Genomic DNA, 20,043 nt, shown 5'->3' with positions numbered 1-20,043 from the left:
CTGATATTTAATAAAACTGCATCAGTCACTTTTTGCTTAGTTAGCACTTACTTCGAATGGATTCGAACATGTTCAAACCGACTGTCGGCCCGATTATTGGCCACACTACAACTAACCACGCGCGCATCTTTCTGCGAGGCGAACTTCAAGACAATTCTTTGGTATTTGCAGGCATTCGTTATCGGTGCCTGGGTGAAGAGCGTTGGTCCCGAGGCGCGTTTGTAAAACTGACGATCTTGTGCGACATGTCCGATGTGATTGCGCTCAATGAGCTGTCCAGCGACACCGAGTACGAATACCAGGCCGGCTGGTTCAGCCCGATGAGCCCGGTGCATACCGTGGAGACGGTGCAGGAGCTACCGCTGCAATGGCCACGGGAGATTTACCGGTTCCGCACCCGTTCCAGCAAGGCCACCACGCCACGGGCGTATATAGTCGGCTCATGCCGCTACCTGCGCATGACAGCGGGCATACCGTCGGCACCGCAACAGGGCGACCGGATTTTTGCTTCGATCTCCAATCTGGCGCAGCAGGCAGACCCGCCTGTCAGCGCGATGCTGATGACCGGCGACCAAATTTATGTCGACGACCTGAACCTCATTGCTCCCGACCGGGAATACAAGGAAATACTCAGCAAGTATCGCGCATCTTTTTCCCAGCCGAACATCACAACATTAATGTCTAACCTGTCCACTTACATGATCCTCGACGACCATGAAATAGAAGACAACTGGCCAGCCAACGAAAGCAAGGGCGATACTTATTTATACAAAAACGCCATCGCGGCCTATGAGCTATATCAAGCCAGCCACAGTCCGGCGCATGAACTTCTAGTCAACGGACAAATCAGCAGAAAACTTGAACAGTATTGGTATCAGTTCGCCGAAGGCGATATTGCATGGTTTGTTACCGACAGCCGCACTCGACGCAACCTGTCGGCCGATGATCGCCGTATCCTCGATGAAGAGCAGGAACAGGCACTGCTCAATTGGCTGATCCACAGCCCGGCAAGGGTCAAATTCGTGGTCACCAGCGTGATGTTCTACCCCGACCGCAAACTCCATGGCGATGACGCCTGGAAAGCCTTCCCGGAGCAACGCCTACGGTTGCTGGAAACGATTCGAACGCAGCGCATCAAGAATGTTGTCTTCATTTCCGGCGACGTCCACGGTTCCCTGACCAGCCGCCTGACCCACAGCGAAGACCCGGACTTCGAGGTGCACACCATCGTCTCCTCGCCACTGTGCAACAGCAAACTGCTGCCATATGCCAAGGCCTCCACGTTCATCCTGGATCAGGCGTTGGCGCAAACGGCTGCGGGGGACTACCGTCATGAACTGACCAGCCAGGTGGTCAGCGAAGACAATTTTGCCCATCTGGTCGTTGACAGGGAGCACCTTCAAGTCAATTACCACGACCGGGACGGCAAGCCATTACAAACGATCAATATCCCGCTGGCTTAAGGTAATGAAGGCCAAATGCATAAGTTTTAAGCCCGCGCTGGAGAAAACTTCACGCCTGCCGACATATTCTTATAGCACTTGGCCTTCATGTCTCTTGTCAGTCGGGGCCGCAATGATGCAACCTTGCCGCAGGCAACAGTTAAGAGGGCGAGAGCCCGGCGCGATCAGCACATTCGAAGCGAGTTCCCCTCAATGAAAAGCCAACCCGATGCCGCCAGCCGTATGGTGGCCGAGGTAGTGACGCAGTTGCCTGTGCCCTCGCGGCTCGGCATGCTGCGTTTCGAACGGCTGAATGAACCTAGCTGGGCGCTACTGTTTCTGGATCCTAATTGCGAACGTCATTTCGGCTTGCCGGCCGTAGACCTGTGTGCGCTGGTCGACTCTCCCTACGCCAGCCTGATGGAGCCCGAAGCGCGCTATCAGCTGCATGACGCGGTCCAGCAGCAACTGACCGACAGTCCGAACTACCAGATCCGCTACACCTTGCACACCGCCTCGGGCGCCTTGAACCTGCTGGAACTGGGCGAAGCCTATAAACAGCACAATCGGCACTTGTTGCGCGGCTATCTGCTGGTGGTCGACGACCTGTTGGAAAGCAATCAGCTATTGCCCGACCTGGAATCCCAGAACTCGCGCCTGCAAATCGCCCTGGAACTCAATCAGCTTGCCCAGCAGGTACAACTGCAGCATCTGGAACGGGTGCGCGCCCAGCAGGACCTGATCTTGTTGCTGACTCGCCAGCGCTACAGCAGCAACAATTCCCTGCAAGAAGCCGCCGAACTGATCACCCGTAGCGCCTGCGATATCTACGAAATTGACTGTGCCAGCCTGTGGAACCTCGAAGGTTCGATGCTGGTGCCGATTTCGGCCTATCACCGCGCCTGCGGGGAATACCGGCTGCCGGAGCCGATCGACGTCAGCAGCTTCCCTGATTACCTGGAAGCCTTGCACAGCAGCCGCGCCATCGATGCCCATAACGCCATGCGAGACCCGCGCACCCGGCACATGGCCGAGAGCCTGCGCCCACGCGATGTGAACGCAATGCTCGACGCCAGCATCCGCGTCGACGGTCAAGTGGTCGGCGTGCTGTGCCTGGAACAGACCGGTGCGACCCGTGCCTGGCAGTCGGACGAAATCGCTTTTGCCGGCGAGCTGGCGGATCAGTTCGCCCAGGTCATCAATAACCACAACCGCCGCACCGCCACCAGCGCCCTGCACTTGTTCCAGCGTGCGGTCGAGCAAAGCGCCAACGCCTTTTTGCTGGTCAATTGCGACGGCGTGGTGGAGTACGTCAACCCAAGCTTCACCGCGATCACCCAGTACAGCACCGAAGAGGTCCACGGTCAGCGGCTGTCGGAACTGCCGGCACTGGAGAACCTCAGTGAACTGCTGTTCGACGCGCCCTCGGCGCTGGCCAAGAGCAACAGCTGGCAGGGCGAGTTCAAGAGCCGACGCAAAAACCTCGAACCCTACTGGGGGCAGCTGTCGATCTCCAAGGTGTACGGCGATAACCGCGAATTGACGCATTACATCGGCATTTACGAAGACATCACCCAGACCAAACTCGCCCAGCAGCGCATCGAGCGCCTGGCCTACACCGATAACCTGACCAACCTCGGCAACCGCCCGGCGTTCATCCGCAACCTCGACGAACGCTTCGCACGAGACACAGACACCCCGATCATCTTGCTGCTGGTGGACATCGACAACTTCAAGCGGATCAACGACAGCCTCGGCCACCAGACCGGCGACAAACTGCTGATCAGCCTGGCCCGACGCCTGCGCAACAGCCTGAGTCCGAGCGGCAGCCTGGCACGCTTCGCCAGTAACGAATTCGCTGTGCTGCTGGACAACACCGACCTGCGTACCGGCCAACAGGTCGCCCACCAGTTGTTGATGACCCTCGACAAGCCGATGTTCGTCGACAACCAACTGATCAGCGTCACCGGCTCCGTGGGCCTGGCCTGCGCGCCGCTGCACGGTCGTGATCCGCAAACCTTGATGCGCAACGCCGGTCTGGCGCTGCACAAGGCCAAGGCCAACGGCAAGCATCAGGTCCAGGTGTTCACAGAAGCGTTGAATGCCGAGGCCAGCTACAAGCTGTTCGTCGAGAACAACCTGCGCCGCGCACTTACCCAGAACGAGCTGGACGTGTTCTATCAGCCCAAGCTCTGCCTGCGCAGCGGCCGTCTGCTGGGGATGGAAGCGTTGCTGCGCTGGAACCATCCTGACAAAGGCATGATCCGTCCGGACCAGTTCATCAGCGTCGCCGAAGAAACCGGCCTGATCATCCCCATCGGCAAGTGGATCGCCCGCCAGGCCTGCCGCATGAGCAAAACGCTGAGCGCCGCCGGCCTGGGCGATCTTCAAGTCGCGATCAACCTGTCGCCCAAGCAGTTCTCCGACCCGGATCTGGTGACGTCCATCGCCAACATCCTCAAGGAAGAAGCGCTGCCGGCCAACCTGCTGGAACTTGAACTAACCGAAGGCCTGCTGCTGGAAGCCACCGAAGACACCCACTTGCAGCTCGACCAGCTCAAGCGTCTGGGCCTGACGTTGGCAATGGATGACTTCGGTACCGGATACTCGTCGCTCAGCTATTTGAAAAAATTCCCGATCGACATCATCAAGATCGACCGAAGTTTCATCCACGAAATCCCCGACAATCAGGACGACATGGAAATCACCTCCGCGGTGATCGCCATGGCCCACAACCTGAAACTCAAGGTCGTGGCTGAAGGCATCGAGACCGCCGAGCAGCTTGCGTTCTTGCGGCGCCACCGCTGTGACGTCGGTCAAGGCTACCTGTTCGACCGACCGATTCCCGGCGCCGAGCTGATCGAAAAGCTCAAACGCTATCCGCGTGGCCCAATCGCCTGACAGCGGCCTGACACTCGGGCAAACTGGCGGTCTGATTCCCTACATCCCAACCTGACTGAGAGGACTGATCATGGTCTTGCGCTCGGAAATCCTGGTGAACAAAAACGTGCTTCCAACCAAAGAACAAGCTCTGCCTGGCCGCGAAACACCAATGAAGCTGCCGGAAAAACATTTCGTCCACGACTCCCCGCTGCTGGGCCCGTTCCTCACCAATGTCGACTTCGCAATCTTCGGCCTGGGTTGTTTCTGGGGCGCGGAACGTCGCTTCTGGCAGCGTGAAGGCGTAGTCAGCACAGTCGTGGGTTACGCCGGCGGTTTCACACCGAACCCGACCTATGAAGAAGTCTGCTCAGGCCTGACCGGCCACAGCGAAGTGGTGCTCGTGGTCTACGAGCCGGAAAAAGTCAGCTACGACGAGCTGCTGAAGATGTTCTGGGAACTGCACAACCCGACTCAGGGCATGCGCCAGGGCAACGATATCGGTACTCAGTACCGTTCGGTGATCTACGCCACCAGCCCGGAGCAACTGGACGCCGCCGAACACAGCAAAGAAGTGTTCCAGGCCGAATTGACCAAAGCCGACAAAGGCACCATCACCACCGAGATCGACCAAGCCCCGACGGTTTACTTCGCCGAGGCGTATCACCAGCAGTACCTGGCCAAGAACCCTGAAGGGTATTGCGGGATTGGCGGCACAGGCGTGACCTGCCCGATCTGATTTCAGATGCTGAAAAGCATCGTCGGATCGCCGCCCGGACCAAGCCCACTCCCACAATGTTCCTGTGTTGCCCCGTATCTTGAGGCCAATCACAAAACCAATGTGGGAGCGGCGGTGCGACGATTCGACTTGCCCGCGAATGCGCCCTCTCAGACGCTATCAATGCATCTGACTAAAAATCAACTCTCAGCAATCAACCAATCCATCTGCCACCCACCCTGGGTTTGCCCAAGCTTCTTGGACAACCACGGCAGCAACTCACGCAGTTCCTCTTCCAGCCCCCACGGCGGATTCGCAATCGCCAACCCGGACCCGTTCAAACTGTTCGGCGTATCCAGCGGATGCACCAGCAACTCAACGCGCAACAACTTCGGCGCGCCACTGCCCGCCAGATCCTGATAAAAGCGCCGCAACATGCGCTGATCCTTCACCGGGTACCAGATCGCCGCCACGGTTTGGCGCATCCGGCCAATCGCCTCTTTGAGCGATGCCGCACAACGCTGCATCTCATCGAGCTGTTCAAACGGCGGATCGATCAACATCACCGCCCGTTTCTCCTGCACCGGCAACATCGCGCGCGGCACATGCCAGCCTTCGCCCAGATGCACCTTCACCCGACGGTCGCCGGCCATGTTGTCCTTGAGCAGCAAACCGTCTTCCGGATGCTTCTCGTTGAGCATCACCCGATCCTGCGGCCGCGTCAGACGCCGCGCCAGCTCCGGCGACCCCGGGTAATAGCGCAACTGGCCATCCGGGTTCATGTCGTGCAGCACTTTCATGTAATCGGCGGTTAGCGCCGGCAAATCCGGCTGATCCCACAGACGCGCAATACCTTCCAGGTACTCACCGGTACGGCTCGCCTGATCACCCAGCAGGTCATACAGACCAATGCCGGCGTGAGTGTCGAGATAGGCAAACGGCTGCTCCTTTCGCGACATCAGGGCGATGAGGCGGGTCAAAGTCAGGTGTTTGAACACATCGGCGTGATTGCCGGCATGGAAGGCGTGACGATAATTCATGATTGCTCCTGCGAAGGCCGGGAAGTTTACCTTGTACCGAGGCGAACGTCAGGGCTTCGCAGCCGAGCGGGTACTTACAGTCCCACAAACCCTGTGGCGAGGGGGCTTGCCCCCGTTGGGCTGCGCAGCAGCCCCAAAATATCCCGCCACATCACAAAACCTGTGGCGAGAGCTTGCTCCTGCTCGACTGTGAAGCAGTCGCCAAACCAAGCTCTTGGTACAACTGACATAACCGGATTGCAGGTTTTGGGGCCGCTGCGCAGCCCAACGGGGGCAAGCCCCCTCGCCACAAAAAGCCGTTCGGCTCTTAGTCCGAAGGCCGAGCCTGCAACCGCCGCCCAATCACATCCAGCACATCGCACCCATCGCGCAACGGGATGGCGCACAGCAAAGCGAAATCACTGAGGATGAACGACTCACACTCGACAGAACCGCGCATGGACATGTTCTCCAGCACCTGCGTGACAGCGCGAATTCGATAGTTGGCCGCGTCATACAACACATCGAGCGGCGCGTGGGTATCGACGAACAGCGTGGGCATATCGGTGCAGTTGCTGGTGAGCGCCATGAAGCGGCTTTTGGGGTGGGGAATGGGTTTTACGTAGGGTGGATCGGGTGTCAACGTCGTCATTATTTGATAGGCCTTTAGCTATTAACTCAAAAAGCTACCAACGGCCTTCCTACGGGCTTTGGGTGGCAGCCGTGCGCGGGAGTAGGAAACTGAGGGCCGTCAAACTCAGCCACGTCGAAACGTGTCCCGCACACAGCCGCCGCGAACGATATTACGGGCACGTTTTAAGTGCCGCAATCAAACGACAGTACTGATGCGCGAATGACCTTCAAGGGTTCCTACACCCTGCCACCACTTGCGCGGTGACAGCCAAAGACTATCCCTGCAACCCATTGCCCACCAGTTCACGAAAACCGACACAACTTGAAGGAAACGTCCGACGACCTTGCCCGGAAATTTCGCCTGGCCCTACACCCGATCAATCCAGCTCTGCAATCAAGTGCTCCAACAACTCAGCTTTTGGCCCAGGCGGCAGGTCAGGCGTCGCAAGAAACATCCCAACCTTCCTGCGCAAAACGCTTTCTGAAAACGCCTCGAACAGACCCGGATGCTCTTCACTCAACCACCTCACCAGATTGTTGATCAGGGTTGAAGCATCTTCAGCACCGAGGTGTTGCAGCAGGGATTGAGAAACCTCCCACCACGGGAAAACCTTCGACGTTTTCAGCGCGCTGCCACCGATGTCGATCGACTGCCCATTGATCAAACACCTCCCAATCACCGACAGCAGCTCTGCAGCTTTCACATCAGCGGACTGCAAAATCGGCAGCAAATAACGCCCATCCCAAAAACGGAAAAACACCGCTTTACCATTTGGCAGCATGACTTGAGTGAGGCTGCGCAAATGCTCAACCACCGCTTCAAGGCTCGCCGAAGACACCGCCAGCCAACCCCAATCGCGAGATTCGGTGGTGGCCACCCAATCCAGAAACCCACTGTCAGCGCCGACAACTCCCACATAGGGCATCACCGCTTCCCACTCGGAGTAAATCGTGTCAGCCCAAATCGGGCTCGGCGCTTGAGCTTTCAATGAGCGCTGCCAAGCCTTGAACGGCTCAGCCGCGCTGGTGTTGCTGAAAATGGCGAAGAGTTGTTCGGTGTTGTTAAGGGGATAGTTTTGTAGCCAGTTTCTGATGTAATCGCCGCTCAAGACAGCCTCCACCTATGTTTCCTGCAAGACAAAATCATTCAATCCACCCCATATATTTCCCACCAAATAAGAGTACAAGCATTGCTACTCCCCCTCCGAGTGCCGTGACATAGAAAAACCGAATCAACCTCAGTAATCCGCGAGGAAAATTCAAATAATCCCCTTCGTCCAGTTCACCGCACTTGATCGCCTTAGACGGCAACAGCAGGTATGAACCTATGCACACCAACATAAAGTAGGTTCCATACAGACCATCACTAAAAGGCATTCGAACCAAAACCCCTGAAGAGTTACTGAGAGAGTGCAGGATCGTCTTCATCCTAAATAAACCAAGATAAAAATGACCGGCAATTGATACAAGCGAAAGTAAAAAAAATAACCCACCGAAAGTTAAAACAAACCAGACCTCATCATCATTTGTCATATACATCAGTCAACGATACAACGCGTACATAACTGCAAGCAGCACAAACAACAGCCAAGCGGAACCATTACAAAATTGAATAAAAGCCTTTAGTCGACGCGGAAACCGCTCATAATCTTTCGCATCCAAAAGCCCCTTATGTATTGAGCGCCGAGGAATAGTCAACATCATACTCACATGCCCAAGCAGTGAAAACCTAACAAGCGGATCCAAACTTAAATTCACCGACCTGCCAATTACAGCAGGAGAATTACCCAAGTAGCCCAACACCTCTTTCATGCGAAAGTACGCAAGGTAAAACATCAAAATTACGTTCAACAAAACCAATCCAGCTAAAGCTAGCACTACCCAAACATATATATCGTCCAATCCAATTTTCATTCCATAGCCTCATACAACAGTTCGCCCACCCACTCACCTACTGCGGCCCCACCTTCCCCACCCAACAATGTACCCACGCCTGTCAATGCAATGGCGCAAGCAATCCCTCCGACCCCAACAGTCCCAATACCGATGCCGGCGCATACGACGCCGCCAGCCCAAGCGCCCCCTAAACCCCCAGCAACATTTCCCCCGAACTTTCCTGTTTCAGTAAACTTCACCTTTCTGCAAGCCTCTTCCGCTCCGACACTACAGGTTTCCCTGACCTTAAGCCCCGAAGCAGTGGCACTCAAACTGATCCCAACCCAACCACCCAACTTGATCACCTTACTGGCCTTGCTCACTCCCTCAATATGCGTGGCATACCCCGGAATCCCGCCCGATGTGCCGGCCTTGCTCCAGTGATGAACAAGGCTGCGACTGGAAACACCCAACGCGTTTTTAAGGTTCGGATGTACAGGAATACCCACTCCTTTGCGCACCAACGGGCCAAGGCTGTTATCAAGTTGCGTCATCAACTGTTTGCGCTGAGTAAAGAAGTCAGCTCCCTGGAGTTTTCCGTACTTGTCGAAGGTGCGTTTATGCAGCGTTTCCAACTCACCCAAGGTTCCTGCCAGGTTTTTCAGGTGGAAGCCAAACATCGCCGAACCAATCCCCACCCCCGTCGAACCTTGAGACAAAAACGACTGTATTTCCCCGTGATGACGCGCCATGAACTCAGCTTCCGCATCACTCAACGGCTCAAGAGCCGCGTCGACTTTTTGCGCAGCCTCCATCAGCAGGGCTTCTTCACGCGTGCATTGCGTATTACGTGGATCACTCAAGACGATCAATTGACCAGGCTTGGCGTATTGAGTGAGCTTCGGATTCAGGCTTCGAAATTTTTCCAGTACTGCCGGGGCCGGCTGTGGAAACAATATTGATTCGAGCGCAGACCGAGACATCCCCTGTTCGACAATATGGAAACCAGGTTCAACAGTTGAAGCAGGTGTAACAGATGACGCCTTGGGCGCACCGCTTAAAGTATTCGGCGTCGGACATAGTCCATCCTTACAACGCTCACACTCCTCACAAAAAGGCGCATCGCTTTTCAGGCTCATGATCTGCGCAGCACTCAGCAAAGCTGCCGGGGCGGAGGCAAGTTTCAGCGGCGTATCGGGCGACACGGGCGCAGCCGCCATCGCCGGCATCAATGCCCCGCCCACCTGAATCGGCACGCTGCTGAAAATCCCGCCCGGACCAATGTTAATCCACTGTCCACCGGCCTGAATCGTCGCGCTGGCACCGCCATCGATGACCACTTGCTGGCCGGCGCTGACGTGGAATTGCTGGCTCGCGCAGAGCACCTGACTGGTCACACGGATGTGCCGGTCGCCCACCACCACCAAGTGATCGTCGCGCTTCACTTCAGCCTGGCGCTGACCGTGGGTGATGCGCTGCTCATCAGCCTTCAACTCATGGCGAGCGGTGCCGGTGACGACGATGCTGCGCTGGTTATCGACCTGTACCTGTTGATCATTCAACACGTGCTGGGTCCAGTTTCGCTGGGCGCGCAGGTAGATTTCCTCGGCGCCTTTGCGATCCTCGATGCGCAGCTCGTTGTAGCCACCACCTCCCGGACTGCTCTGGCTGCGGAAAATGCTGCGGGTCTTGTCGGCCGGGAGGTCCAGCGGAACGGGAGTCGCCGCGTTAGGCAGGCAACCCATCACCAGTGGATTGTCGGCATCGGCGTCGATGAACCCGACCAGCACTTCCATGCCGACTCGCGGGATCAGCACGCTGCCATAACGGTCATGCGCCCAACCCGTGGCGACGCGCAGCCAGCAACTGGAATGCTCATTGAGCTGACCGTCGCGGTCCCAGGCGAGCAGAACCTTGACTCGGCCGAACTCGTCGCAATGGATTTCACTGTCGGCCGGGCCGGTGACCACGGCGGGTTGATAGCCAAGCATGCGAGGCTTTTGCGGCCCCAGCGGCGGGCGAAACGAAACGTCCCACGGCGTCGCCAGAAACGTATTGCGATAACCCTGGAAATCATCCGGGTCATCGCTGGTGGCCGACTCTTCCAGCACCTGCGGTTGGCGGCCGCGATGTTCGATTTCAGTGATCAGCCACAGGTCATTCCACGCCTGACGGGGATGCTCGGCGAGGTGCAGGAAATGCCCGCTGACCATCGCAGAATCATCACCTTTTCCTTCAGCCTGACGGAAGTCGGCGTTGTGGCGTTCGAGTGCGCGCTGAGTCAGTTGCTTGCCGTGTTCGCGATCCTTGAATTGGCCGGGAAATTGGTAGTCCTCCAACACCGGGCGTTGTTCGCTGTCGAGACGGTTTTCGAGTTGCAGGCGAGGTTTTTGAAAGTCGTAATCGCGGCGGGTGACCGCGGTAGTGCGGGTTTCCAGGCGTACGTTGAAACGCTTGATGGCCGGAGCATCCGCCACCATTCCGCTGCCGGGAAGGTATAACGTCGGCTCGGGCAGACGAGGGAAAACGGTCTGGTCATCGCCGAACACCAGCAGATGCCCGTCGGGGCTGTGCTGGAAGTGGTAGTGAATGCCGATCTCGGCACACAGCCGCTGGATAAACGCCAGATCGCTTTCGGCGTACTGCACGCAGTACTCCCGAGCCGCGTAGTCGCTGCCGAGTTGAAACTCGAATGCATCGCGCTGAATGCCATGATCCTTGAGCACCTGCGCGATGATCGCCGGTACGTTTTTGTGCTGGAAGATTCGCTGATTGATGCGCTGACCGAGGTAAGCCAGTCGCGGTACGAGGCTGATTTGGTAGCCCGTCAGACGTTTCCCGGAGTCGCTTTGTCCGACGCGAAAAATCTGACCGTGAATACCGGCCCCATGTGCATCGAAACTCAGAAAGGCCTGACGATGCAGCAGGCTTTCAAGCTCGATGTCCGGCCGATCGCTGACCAGTTCCAGGTCAAAACGGTAGGGTTGGCTGATGGCTTCCGTGCCCGTGAACTCAAGGACCTTGAGCTCATTCTGGACGCCGTCGAGGGTCAACGTGAAACGCGGTTGATTGGCAGGCGCGAACATCCGATGTGTCTCTGCAGAATGAAGGCGGGCGATTCTGCATGAGCGACAAGGGGTGTTGAGGGAGGGACAAGAAAATCAGATTCTCCCTGCTTTTTTAGAGATTTTTCCTTCAAGAATAAGTGTGTTCAGCTACAGACATATCCCTCAAAACCACCACCTACCCCTGTAGGAGCGAGCTTGCTCGCGAAAGCGGTGGGTCAGTCGCCTAATGTGTTGAATGTGACGCCGCCTTCGCGAGCAAGCTCGCTCCTACAGGGATTGGGCAAAAAAACGGCCCGCCTCCAAAAGGAAGCGGGCCGTTTTCATATTCAGCAAAAGGTCAGAGCCGAAGCTCCCCCATCACTTGTTCAGGCGGAAATCTGCCTCGGCAGCAGCGAAACGCTGCAGCATGCCGTGAGTCGGCGCGCCCAGTTTGCTGACGATGTAGATGGCCAGGCTGGCGAAGATGAAACCAGGAATGATTTCGTACAGGCCCAGCAGTTCGAAGTGTTTCCAGACGATCACGGTGATCGCGCCAACCAGGATGCCGGCCAGTGCGCCGTTGCGGGTCATGTCTTTCCAGATCACGGAGATCAGCACCACCGGACCGAACGCAGCACCGAAACCGGCCCAAGCGTAGCTGACCAGACCCAGTACGCGGTTTTCCGGGTTAGCGGCCATCGCGATGGCGATCAGGGCAACCACCAGGACCATGGCGCGGCCGACCCAGACCAGTTCGACCTGGGAAGCGGATTTACGCAGGAAGGTTTTGTAGAAGTCTTCGGTCAGGGCGCTCGAGCACACCAGCAATTGGCAGCTCAGGGTGCTCATTACGGCAGCCAGAATGGCCGACAGCAAGATACCGGCAACCCATGGGTTGAAGAGAATTTTCGCCAGTTCAATGAACACGCGCTCGTGGTTCTCGCTCACCGGCATTGCAACAGCTGGGTTCGCCGAGAAGTAAGCGATACCGAAGAAGCCCACCGCCACGGTGCCGCCCAGGCACAGGATCATCCAGGTCATGGAGATGCGACGGGCGTTGGCGATCGACTTGACCGAATCCGCCGCCATGAAACGCGCGAGGATGTGCGGCTGGCCGAAGTAACCCAGGCCCCAGCCCATCAGCGAGATGATGCCGATGAAGGTGGTGTTTTTCAGCATGTCGAAGTTGCCAGGGTCTTGCGCTTCGATGGCCAGGAAGGTGGTGTCGACGCCGCCGGTCGCCAGCAGCACGATGATCGGCGTCAGCAACAGGGCGAAGATCATCAGCGTGGCTTGTACGGTATCGGTCCAGCTCACGGCCAGGAAACCGCCGACGAAGGTGTAGGCAATCGTCGCCGCAGCGCCGGCCCACAGCGCTGTCTCGTAGGACATGCCGAAGGTGCTTTCGAACAGACGGGCACCGGCGACGATGCCGGATGCGCAGTAAATGGTGAAGAACACCAGAATCACCACCGCAGAAATGATCCGCAGCAGGCCGCTTTTGTCTTCGAAACGGCTAGAGAAATAATCCGGCAGGGTCAGGGCATCGCCGTTGTGCTCGGTCTGCACACGCAGACGGCCAGCGACGAACAGCCAGTTCAGGTAAGCACCGATGATCAGGCCAATGGCGATCCAGCTTTCGGACAGGCCGGACATGTAGATGGCGCCCGGCAGGCCCATCAACAACCAGCCGCTCATGTCGGAGGCGCCAGCGGACAAAGCCGTCACGACGCTACCCAGGCTGCGACCGCCCAGAATGTAGTCAGAAAGGTTGTTGGTGGAGCGATAGGCCATCAAGCCGATCAGCACCATTGCTGCGATGTAGATCACAAACGTGATCAGGGTTGGATTGCTTACGCTCATTAAGTGATGCCCTGGCTTTGTTTTTATGTAGCGCCAGCGTGTGAACCCGCCGACAAACGACAACGTTTGTTCAGACGATTTCGCAGCTCGCGCATTTAAGACTGATGTTTCCCCAGGAAAGCCATCAGCCGGCGCACCGGCTTTTCATCCGGTTGCACCTTGGGGCGCGAATCCTATTCAACAACACAAATAAGGTGCAACCCATTTTGTGAGAATAAGTTGCACCCAGTCGGAAATATAATTAAAAACCACGTTTTTGCTCCTTTTCGGAGCAAGCGCGAATGCCGACCGCTCTAAAAAGCACCCACCCGATGCAGCACTGCCGTACCAGAATTTATTTCCTGACGAGCTGCCTGTTATTCCGACAAAAAAAGGGTTGCACCCGGTTGCACCTCGACAGTTGCACGGCTAATCTTGCCGCCAGCTGATGCCACGCAATCGTGGCAAACATGAGGATAAAAAATGGCTACCACCACCCTTGGGGTCAAACTTGACGACCCGACCCGCGAGCGCCTCAAGGCTGCCGCGACCTCGATTGATCGCACGCCGCACTGGCTGATCAAGCAGGCAATTTTCAATTACCTGGAAAAACTCGAGGGTGGTGCAACCCTGTCCGAGCTGAGTGGTTTGATCAGCAAAGACGCTGACGACGCCGGTGAAGTCCATGCCGACCACGCGCACCAGTGCTTCCTGGAGTTCGCCGAAAGCATCCTGCCGCAATCAGTGCTGCGTGCTTCGATCACGGCCGCCTACCGTCGCCCTGAGCCGGAAGTGGTGCCGATGCTGATCGAACAGGCTCGCCTGCCGGTCGCCATGGCCGAAGCCACGAATAAGCTCGCCGCGTCGATTGCCGAAAAACTGCGCAATCAGAAAAGCGCCGGTGGCCGTGCCGGGATTGTTCAGGGCCTGCTGCAGGAATTTTCTCTGTCGTCCCAGGAAGGCGTAGCACTGATGTGCCTGGCCGAAGCGCTGCTGCGCATCCCGGACAAAGGCACCCGTGACGCACTGATCCGCGACAAGATCAGCACCGGCAACTGGCACCCACACTTGGGCAACAGCCCGTCGCTGTTCGTCAACGCGGCCACTTGGGGCCTGCTGCTGACCGGCAAACTGGTCGCCACGCATAACGAAGCAGGTTTGACTTCATCCCTGAGCCGCATCATCGGCAAAAGCGGCGAACCGATGATCCGCAAGGGCGTCGACATGGCCATGCGCCTTATGGGTGAGCAGTTCGTCACCGGCGAAACCATCGCCGAAGCCCTGGCCAATGCGAGCAAGTTCGAAGCCAAAGGTTTCCGCTATTCCTACGACATGCTCGGTGAAGCGGCACTGACCGAGCACGATGCACAGAAGTACCTGGCCTCGTACGAACAAGCCATTCACTCGATCGGCAAAGCGTCCCACGGTCGTGGGATTTATGAAGGCCCGGGCATTTCGATCAAGCTGTCCGCTTTGCACCCGCGCTACAGCCGCGCGCAGTACGAGCGCGTGATGGACGAGTTGTACCCGCGACTGCTGTCACTGACCTTGCTGGCCAAGCAGTACGACATCGGCCTTAACATCGACGCCGAAGAAGCCGACCGCCTCGAGCTGTCGCTGGATCTGCTGGAGCGCCTGTGCTTCGAGCCGCAACTGACCGGCTGGAACGGCATCGGTTTCGTGATTCAGGCGTACCAGAAGCGTTGCCCGTACGTGATTGACTACGTGATCGACCTGGCTCGCCGCAGCCGTCATCGCCTGATGATCCGTCTGGTAAAAGGCGCGTACTGGGACAGCGAGATCAAGCGCGCCCAGGTCGAAGGCCTGGAAGGCTATCCGGTCTACACCCGCAAGGTGTACACCGACGTTTCCTACATCGCCTGCGCACGCAAACTGCTGTCGGTGCCGGAAGTCATCTACCCGCAATTCGCCACGCACAACGCCCACACACTGTCGGCCATTTACCACATCGCCGGTCAGAACTATTACCCGGGCCAGTACGAGTTCCAGTGCCTGCACGGCATGGGTGAACCGCTGTACGAACAGGTTGTAGGCAAAGTTTCCGAAGGTAAGCTGAACCGTCCGTGCCGCGTGTACGCTCCGGTCGGTACTCACGAAACGCTGCTGGCGTACCTGGTGCGTCGCCTGCTGGAAAACGGCGCGAACACTTCGTTCGTTAACCGTATCGCCGACCAGTCGATTTCGATTCAGGAGCTGGTGGCCGATCCAGTGGCCAGCATCGAGCAGATGGCTACGCTGGAAGGCGGCTTCGGCTTGCCGCACCCGCGTATCCCGCTGCCGCGTGACCTGTATGGTGCCGAGCGCGCCAACTCCAGCGGCATCGACATGGCCAACGAACATCGTCTGGCTTCGCTGTCCTGCGCCCTGCTGGCCACTGCTCACAACCACTGGAAAGCCGCGCCGATGCTCGGTTGCGCTTCCAGCACTGAAACCCCTGCGCCGGTGCTGAACCCGTCCGATCTGCGTGACGTGGTCGGCCATGTGCAGGAAGCCACCGTCGAAGACGTCGATAACGCGATCCAGTGCGCCCTGAACGCCGCGCCGATCTGGCAGGCCACCCCGCCCGCCGAACGCGCCGCGATTCTGGAACGTGCCGCCGACTTGATGGAAGGCGAGATCCAGCCTCTGATGGGCCTGTTGGCTCGCGAAGCTGGCAAGACTTTCGCCAACGCCATCGCCGAAGTGCGTGAAGCCGTGGACTTCCTGCGTTATTACGCGGTGCAGGCACGCAACGATTTCACCAACGACGCCCACCGCCCATTGGGCCCGGTGGTGTGCATCAGCCCATGGAACTTCCCGCTGGCCATCTTCAGCGGCCAAGTCGCGGCGGCACTGGCGGCCGGCAATCCGGTTTTGGCCAAACCTGCGGAACAAACTCCGCTGGTAGCCGCTCAAGCCGTGCGTTTGCTGCTCGAAGCCGGAATTCCGGAAGGCGTGCTGCAACTGCTGCCGGGCCGTGGCGAAACCGTCGGTGCCGGTCTGGTCGGCGACGATCGCGTCAAAGGCGTGATGTTCACCGGTTCCACCGAAGTCGCTCGTTTGCTGCAACGCAATATCGCCGGTCGCCTGGACAGCCAGGGCCGTCCAATTCCGTTGATCGCCGAAACCGGTGGCCAGAACGCGATGATCGTCGACTCTTCAGCACTGACCGAACAAGTTGTGATCGACGTAGTGTCTTCGGCCTTCGACAGCGCCGGTCAACGTTGCTCGGCACTGCGCGTGCTGTGCTTGCAGGAAGATTCCGCTGACCGTGTCATCGAAATGCTCAAAGGCGCCATGGCTGAATGCCGCCTCGGCAATCCGGAGCGTCTGTCCGTGGACATCGGCCCGGTGATCGACGCCGAAGCCAAGGCTGGCATCGAGAAGCACATCCAAGCCATGCGCGACAAAGGTCGCAACGTGTACCAGGTGGCCATCGCCAACAGCGAAGAAGTCAAACGCGGCACCTTCGTGATGCCGACCCTGATCGAACTGGAAAGCTTCGACGAGCTGCAACGGGAGATCTTCGGTCCGGTGCTGCACGTGGTTCGCTACAAGCGCAAAGACATCGATCTACTGATCGGCCAGATCAACGCTTCCGGCTATGGCCTGACGCTGGGCGTGCACACGCGCATCGACGAAACCATCGCCAAGGTGATCGACAACGTCAACGCCGGTAACGTCTACGTGAACCGCAACATTGTTGGCGCTGTGGTTGGCGTACAACCGTTCGGGGGCGAAGGTTTGTCGGGTACTGGTCCGAAAGCCGGTGGTCCGCTGTACCTGTACCGCCTGCTGTCGACGCGTCCTACCGATGCCATCGAACAATCCTTCGCTCGTGGTGACGCCATCGCAGCGCCGGACGTTCGTCTGCGCGACGCCATGAGCAAGCCGCTGACCGCCCTGAAAGCCTGGGCCAACAGCAACAAATTTGCCGACCTGAGCACCCTGTGCGTGCAGTTCACGGCGCAATCGCAAAGCGGGATCACCCGTGTTCTGGCCGGTCCGACCGGCGAGCGCAACAGCTACGCCATCCTGCCGCGCGAACACGTGCTGTGCCTGGCGGAAGTCGAAGGTGATCTGTTGACTCAACTGGCGGCGGTGTTGGCTGTCGGTGGTTCGGCGGTGTGGCCGGAATCTGACCTGACCAAGGCGTTGTTCACACGCCTGCCGAAGGATGTTCAGGCACGCATAAAGCTGGTGTCCGACTGGAACAAGGATGAAGTGGTGTTTGATGCAGTTCTGCATCATGGCCATTCGGACCAGTTGCGTGCGGTGTGCCAGCAAGTGGCCAAGCGTGCTGGCGCCATTGTCGGTGTTCATGGTTTGTCGCAAGGCGAGACCAACATTGCGCTGGAGCGTTTGGTAATTGAACGTGCGCTGAGCGTCAACACCGCTGCAGCGGGTGGTAATGCCAGCTTGATGACCATCGGCTAATTAGCGATGCAGTCACTGTAAAATGGGCGCCCTCATCGGCGCCCATTTTTTTTGCCATACCCTGTAGGAGCCGGCTTGCTGGCGATGGCGGCGCATCAGGTAGACCGCGCTGCATTGATCGCTGGCAAGCCAGCTCCTACAGGTCGGTGTTTTTCCCTTCTATCACCGGCATCAATCATCCTGTTCAGCCTTTATTTCCACGCCTAGACTCGGTCCAATCCAAAAAAAGGTAGGCCGCCATGTCCGAGACGTTGCTCAGTTCCCGCAATCTGGCTTTCGAGCTGTATGAAGTCCTCGATGCCGAGGGCCTGACCCAGCGTGAGCGTTTCGCCGAGCACAATCGCGAGACCTTCGATGCCGCCATCGGCACCGCTCGCAATATCGCCGAAAAATTCTTCGCCCCGCACAACCGCAAGGGCGACGAGAACGAGCCGCGCTATGAGAACGGTCAGGCGATTCTGATTCCGGAAGTGAAACCGGCGGTGGATGCGTTCCTCGAAGCCGGCTTCCTCAATGCTGCGCGCAGTTTCGACGCGGGCGGCATGCAACTGCCTACCCTGCTGTCCCAGGCCTGCTTCGCGCATTTTCAGTCGGCCAACGCGGCGTCGACTTCGTACCCGTTTTTAACGATGGGCGCGGCGAATCTGATTGAAAGCTTCGGTACCGAGGAGCAGAAACAGCGCTTCCTACAGCCGATGATCGACGGCCGCTTCTTCGGCACCATGGCCCTGACCGAGCCGCATGCCGGTTCGTCGCTGTCGGATATTCGTACCCGCGCCGAGCCTGCGTCTGACGGCACTTATCGCCTCAAGGGCAACAAGATTTTTATCTCCGGCGGCGACCACCCGCTGTCGGAAAACATCGTGCACATGGTGCTGGCCAAGCTGCCGGACGCACCAGCCGGGGTGAAGGGGATTTCGCTGTTCATCGTGCCCAAGTTTCTGGTCAACGATGACGGCAGCCTCGGCAAGCGCAACGATGTGTTGCTGGCCGGGTTGTTCCACAAGATGGGCTGGCGCGGCACCACGTCCACCGCGCTGAATTTCGGCGATAACGGCGAGTGTGTTGGTTATCTGGTGGGCAAGCCGCACCACGGTTTGAGCTACATGTTCCAGATGATGAACGAGGCGCGAATTGGCGTCGGCATGGGCGCGGTGATGCTCGGTTACGCCGGTTATTTGTATTCGCTGGAATATGCCCGCGAGCGCCCGCAAGGTCGCGTGCCGGACAGCAAGGACCCGAACACCGCGCCAGTGGCGATCATTCAACACGCCGACGTTAAACGCATGTTGCTGACCCAGAAAGCGTACGTCGAAGGTTCGTTCGATCTCGGCCTGTATGCGGCGCGATTGTTCGATGACACCACCACGCTTGCGACCGAAGCCGAGCGTAAGCAGGCCCATGAACTGCTGGATTTGCTGACGCCCATCGTCAAATCCTGGCCGTCGGAATTTTGCCTGAAGGCCAACGAACTGGCGATCCAGATTCTCGGCGGCCACGGTTACACCCGTGAATACCCGGTGGAACAGTACTACCGCGACAATCGTCTGAACCCGATTCATGAAGGCACGCACGGGATTCAGTCGTTGGACTTGCTAGGGCGCAAGCTGGCGCAGAACGGTGGTGCCGGGCTCAAGCAATTGATCCGACTAATCGCCGACACCGGCGCGCGGGCGCAGGCATATGAATCCTTGACCGCGCTGCGTGAACCGCTGGAAAAACTGGTGGCACGCCTGCAAACGGTGACCATTGGCCTGTTGACTGATCTGGCTCAAGGCAAGGTCAGCAGCAGCCTGGCGAACTCCGCGCTGTACCTGAAAGTGTTCGGGCACACGGTGATTGGCTGGCGCTGGCTGGAACAGGCGATTCGTGCTGAGGAAGGGTTGGCCAAGGGTAATGCGGCGGATGTCAGCTTCTATAAAGGCAAGCTGCAGGCGGCGCGGTATTTCCTGACCTGGGAAGTACCGGGTTGCCACCATGAGCTGGCGATTCTTGAGGCGCGGGATGATGTTTGCCTGGGCATGCAGGATGAGTGGTTCTGATCCCGAACTTGTGCTGCAGCTGAAATCCATTCGCTGGCAAGCCAGCTCCTACAGGGTTTGATGTAAACGCACCGGCCTTGTAGGAGCTGGCTTACCAGCGAAGGCGTC

General features: G+C 58.0%; 11 protein-coding genes and 1 pseudogene. 5 read left to right on the top strand and 7 right to left on the bottom strand.

Features of this window, described 5'->3' with window-relative positions:
- The first annotated feature begins 68 nt into the window (after nt 1–68).
- The 3 genes from ACWGZX_RS16775 (at nt 69) to msrA (ending at nt 5,061) form a co-directional block, all read left to right on the top strand.
- The gene (locus ACWGZX_RS16775) at nt 69–1,463 is read left to right on the top strand and encodes an alkaline phosphatase D family protein (protein ID WP_452624663.1); all 1,395 of its coding nucleotides are present in this window, start codon (nt 69–71) and stop codon (nt 1,461–1,463) included.
- Between the two features lie 192 nt (nt 1,464–1,655).
- A complete protein-coding gene (locus tag ACWGZX_RS16770; RefSeq protein ID WP_452624662.1) occupies nt 1,656–4,343 on the top strand; it encodes a putative bifunctional diguanylate cyclase/phosphodiesterase in 2,688 nt (895 codons plus the stop codon).
- A 70-nt stretch (nt 4,344–4,413) separates the two neighbouring features.
- Nucleotides 4,414–5,061: a peptide-methionine (S)-S-oxide reductase MsrA gene (gene msrA / locus ACWGZX_RS16765; RefSeq protein ID WP_452624661.1), complete on the top strand. Its 648-nt coding sequence runs from the start codon at nt 4,414–4,416 to the stop codon at nt 5,059–5,061.
- 179 nt (nt 5,062–5,240) lie between these two features.
- Here msrA and ACWGZX_RS16760 read toward each other — a convergent pair whose 3' ends face one another.
- The 7 genes and pseudogenes from ACWGZX_RS16760 to putP all read right to left on the bottom strand — a co-directional run bounded on the left by ACWGZX_RS16760 (nt 5,241) and on the right by putP (nt 13,477).
- The gene (locus ACWGZX_RS16760) at nt 5,241–6,080 is read right to left on the bottom strand and encodes a 23S rRNA (adenine(2030)-N(6))-methyltransferase RlmJ (RefSeq protein ID WP_452624660.1); all 840 of its coding nucleotides are present in this window, start codon (nt 6,078–6,080) and stop codon (nt 5,241–5,243) included.
- Nucleotides 6,081–6,387: 307 nt separating this feature from the next.
- A complete protein-coding gene (locus ACWGZX_RS16755; protein ID WP_452624659.1) occupies nt 6,388–6,711 on the bottom strand; it encodes a hypothetical protein in 324 nt (107 codons plus the stop codon).
- A 358-nt stretch (nt 6,712–7,069) separates the two neighbouring features.
- Complete coding sequence (locus tag ACWGZX_RS16750; RefSeq protein WP_452624658.1) at nt 7,070–7,813, bottom strand: DUF4123 domain-containing protein; 744 nt, start codon at nt 7,811–7,813, stop codon at nt 7,070–7,072.
- A gap of 22 nt (nt 7,814–7,835) precedes the next feature.
- Nucleotides 7,836–8,225, bottom strand: coding sequence for a hypothetical protein (locus ACWGZX_RS16745; protein ID WP_452624657.1), 390 nt, complete (start codon nt 8,223–8,225; stop codon nt 7,836–7,838).
- 9 nt (nt 8,226–8,234) lie between these two features.
- Nucleotides 8,235–8,606: a hypothetical protein gene (locus ACWGZX_RS16740; protein ID WP_452624656.1), complete on the bottom strand. Its 372-nt coding sequence runs from the start codon at nt 8,604–8,606 to the stop codon at nt 8,235–8,237.
- Between the two features lie 1,037 nt (nt 8,607–9,643).
- A pseudogene (locus ACWGZX_RS16735) lies at nt 9,644–11,653 on the bottom strand (type VI secretion system Vgr family protein); the annotation flags it as partial.
- Between the two features lie 339 nt (nt 11,654–11,992).
- Nucleotides 11,993–13,477 (bottom strand): sodium/proline symporter PutP, encoded by a 1,485-nt coding sequence (gene putP, locus ACWGZX_RS16730; protein WP_452624655.1) that lies wholly within the window; start codon nt 13,475–13,477, stop codon nt 11,993–11,995.
- A gap of 462 nt (nt 13,478–13,939) precedes the next feature.
- Here putP and putA point away from each other — a divergent pair, with 462 nt between their 5' ends.
- Together putA and ACWGZX_RS16720 are read left to right on the top strand one after the other, a co-directional pair.
- A complete protein-coding gene (gene putA, locus ACWGZX_RS16725) occupies nt 13,940–17,893 on the top strand; it encodes a trifunctional transcriptional regulator/proline dehydrogenase/L-glutamate gamma-semialdehyde dehydrogenase (protein WP_452624654.1) in 3,954 nt (1,317 codons plus the stop codon).
- A 239-nt stretch (nt 17,894–18,132) separates the two neighbouring features.
- Nucleotides 18,133–19,935: an acyl-CoA dehydrogenase gene (locus ACWGZX_RS16720; protein ID WP_452624653.1), complete on the top strand. Its 1,803-nt coding sequence runs from the start codon at nt 18,133–18,135 to the stop codon at nt 19,933–19,935.
- The last annotated feature ends 108 nt before the right edge of the window (nt 19,936–20,043 follow it).

Source organism: Pseudomonas sp. CLCA07 (genome assembly GCF_053615335.1).
This window is presented reverse-complemented; position numbering and strand designations above follow the sequence as displayed.

What these genes read in the sequence shown, in the direction of transcription:
- ACWGZX_RS16770 (WP_452624662.1), top strand. Translation starts at nt 1,656, where the DNA reads ATGAAAAGCCAACCCGATGCCGCCAGCCGTATGGTGGCCGAGGTAGTG.
- ACWGZX_RS16755 (WP_452624659.1), bottom strand. Translation starts at nt 6,711, where the DNA reads ATGACGACGTTGACACCCGATCCACCCTACGTAAAACCCATTCCCCAC.
- ACWGZX_RS16775 (WP_452624663.1), top strand. Translation starts at nt 69, where the DNA reads ATGTTCAAACCGACTGTCGGCCCGATTATTGGCCACACTACAACTAAC.
- ACWGZX_RS16760 (WP_452624660.1), bottom strand. Translation starts at nt 6,080, where the DNA reads ATGAATTATCGTCACGCCTTCCATGCCGGCAATCACGCCGATGTGTTC.
- putA (WP_452624654.1), top strand. Translation starts at nt 13,940, where the DNA reads ATGGCTACCACCACCCTTGGGGTCAAACTTGACGACCCGACCCGCGAG.
- ACWGZX_RS16745 (WP_452624657.1), bottom strand. Translation starts at nt 8,225, where the DNA reads ATGACAAATGATGATGAGGTCTGGTTTGTTTTAACTTTCGGTGGGTTA.
- ACWGZX_RS16740 (WP_452624656.1), bottom strand. Translation starts at nt 8,606, where the DNA reads ATGAAAATTGGATTGGACGATATATATGTTTGGGTAGTGCTAGCTTTA.
- putP (WP_452624655.1), bottom strand. Translation starts at nt 13,477, where the DNA reads ATGAGCGTAAGCAATCCAACCCTGATCACGTTTGTGATCTACATCGCA.
- ACWGZX_RS16720 (WP_452624653.1), top strand. Translation starts at nt 18,133, where the DNA reads ATGTCCGAGACGTTGCTCAGTTCCCGCAATCTGGCTTTCGAGCTGTAT.
- msrA (WP_452624661.1), top strand. Translation starts at nt 4,414, where the DNA reads ATGGTCTTGCGCTCGGAAATCCTGGTGAACAAAAACGTGCTTCCAACC.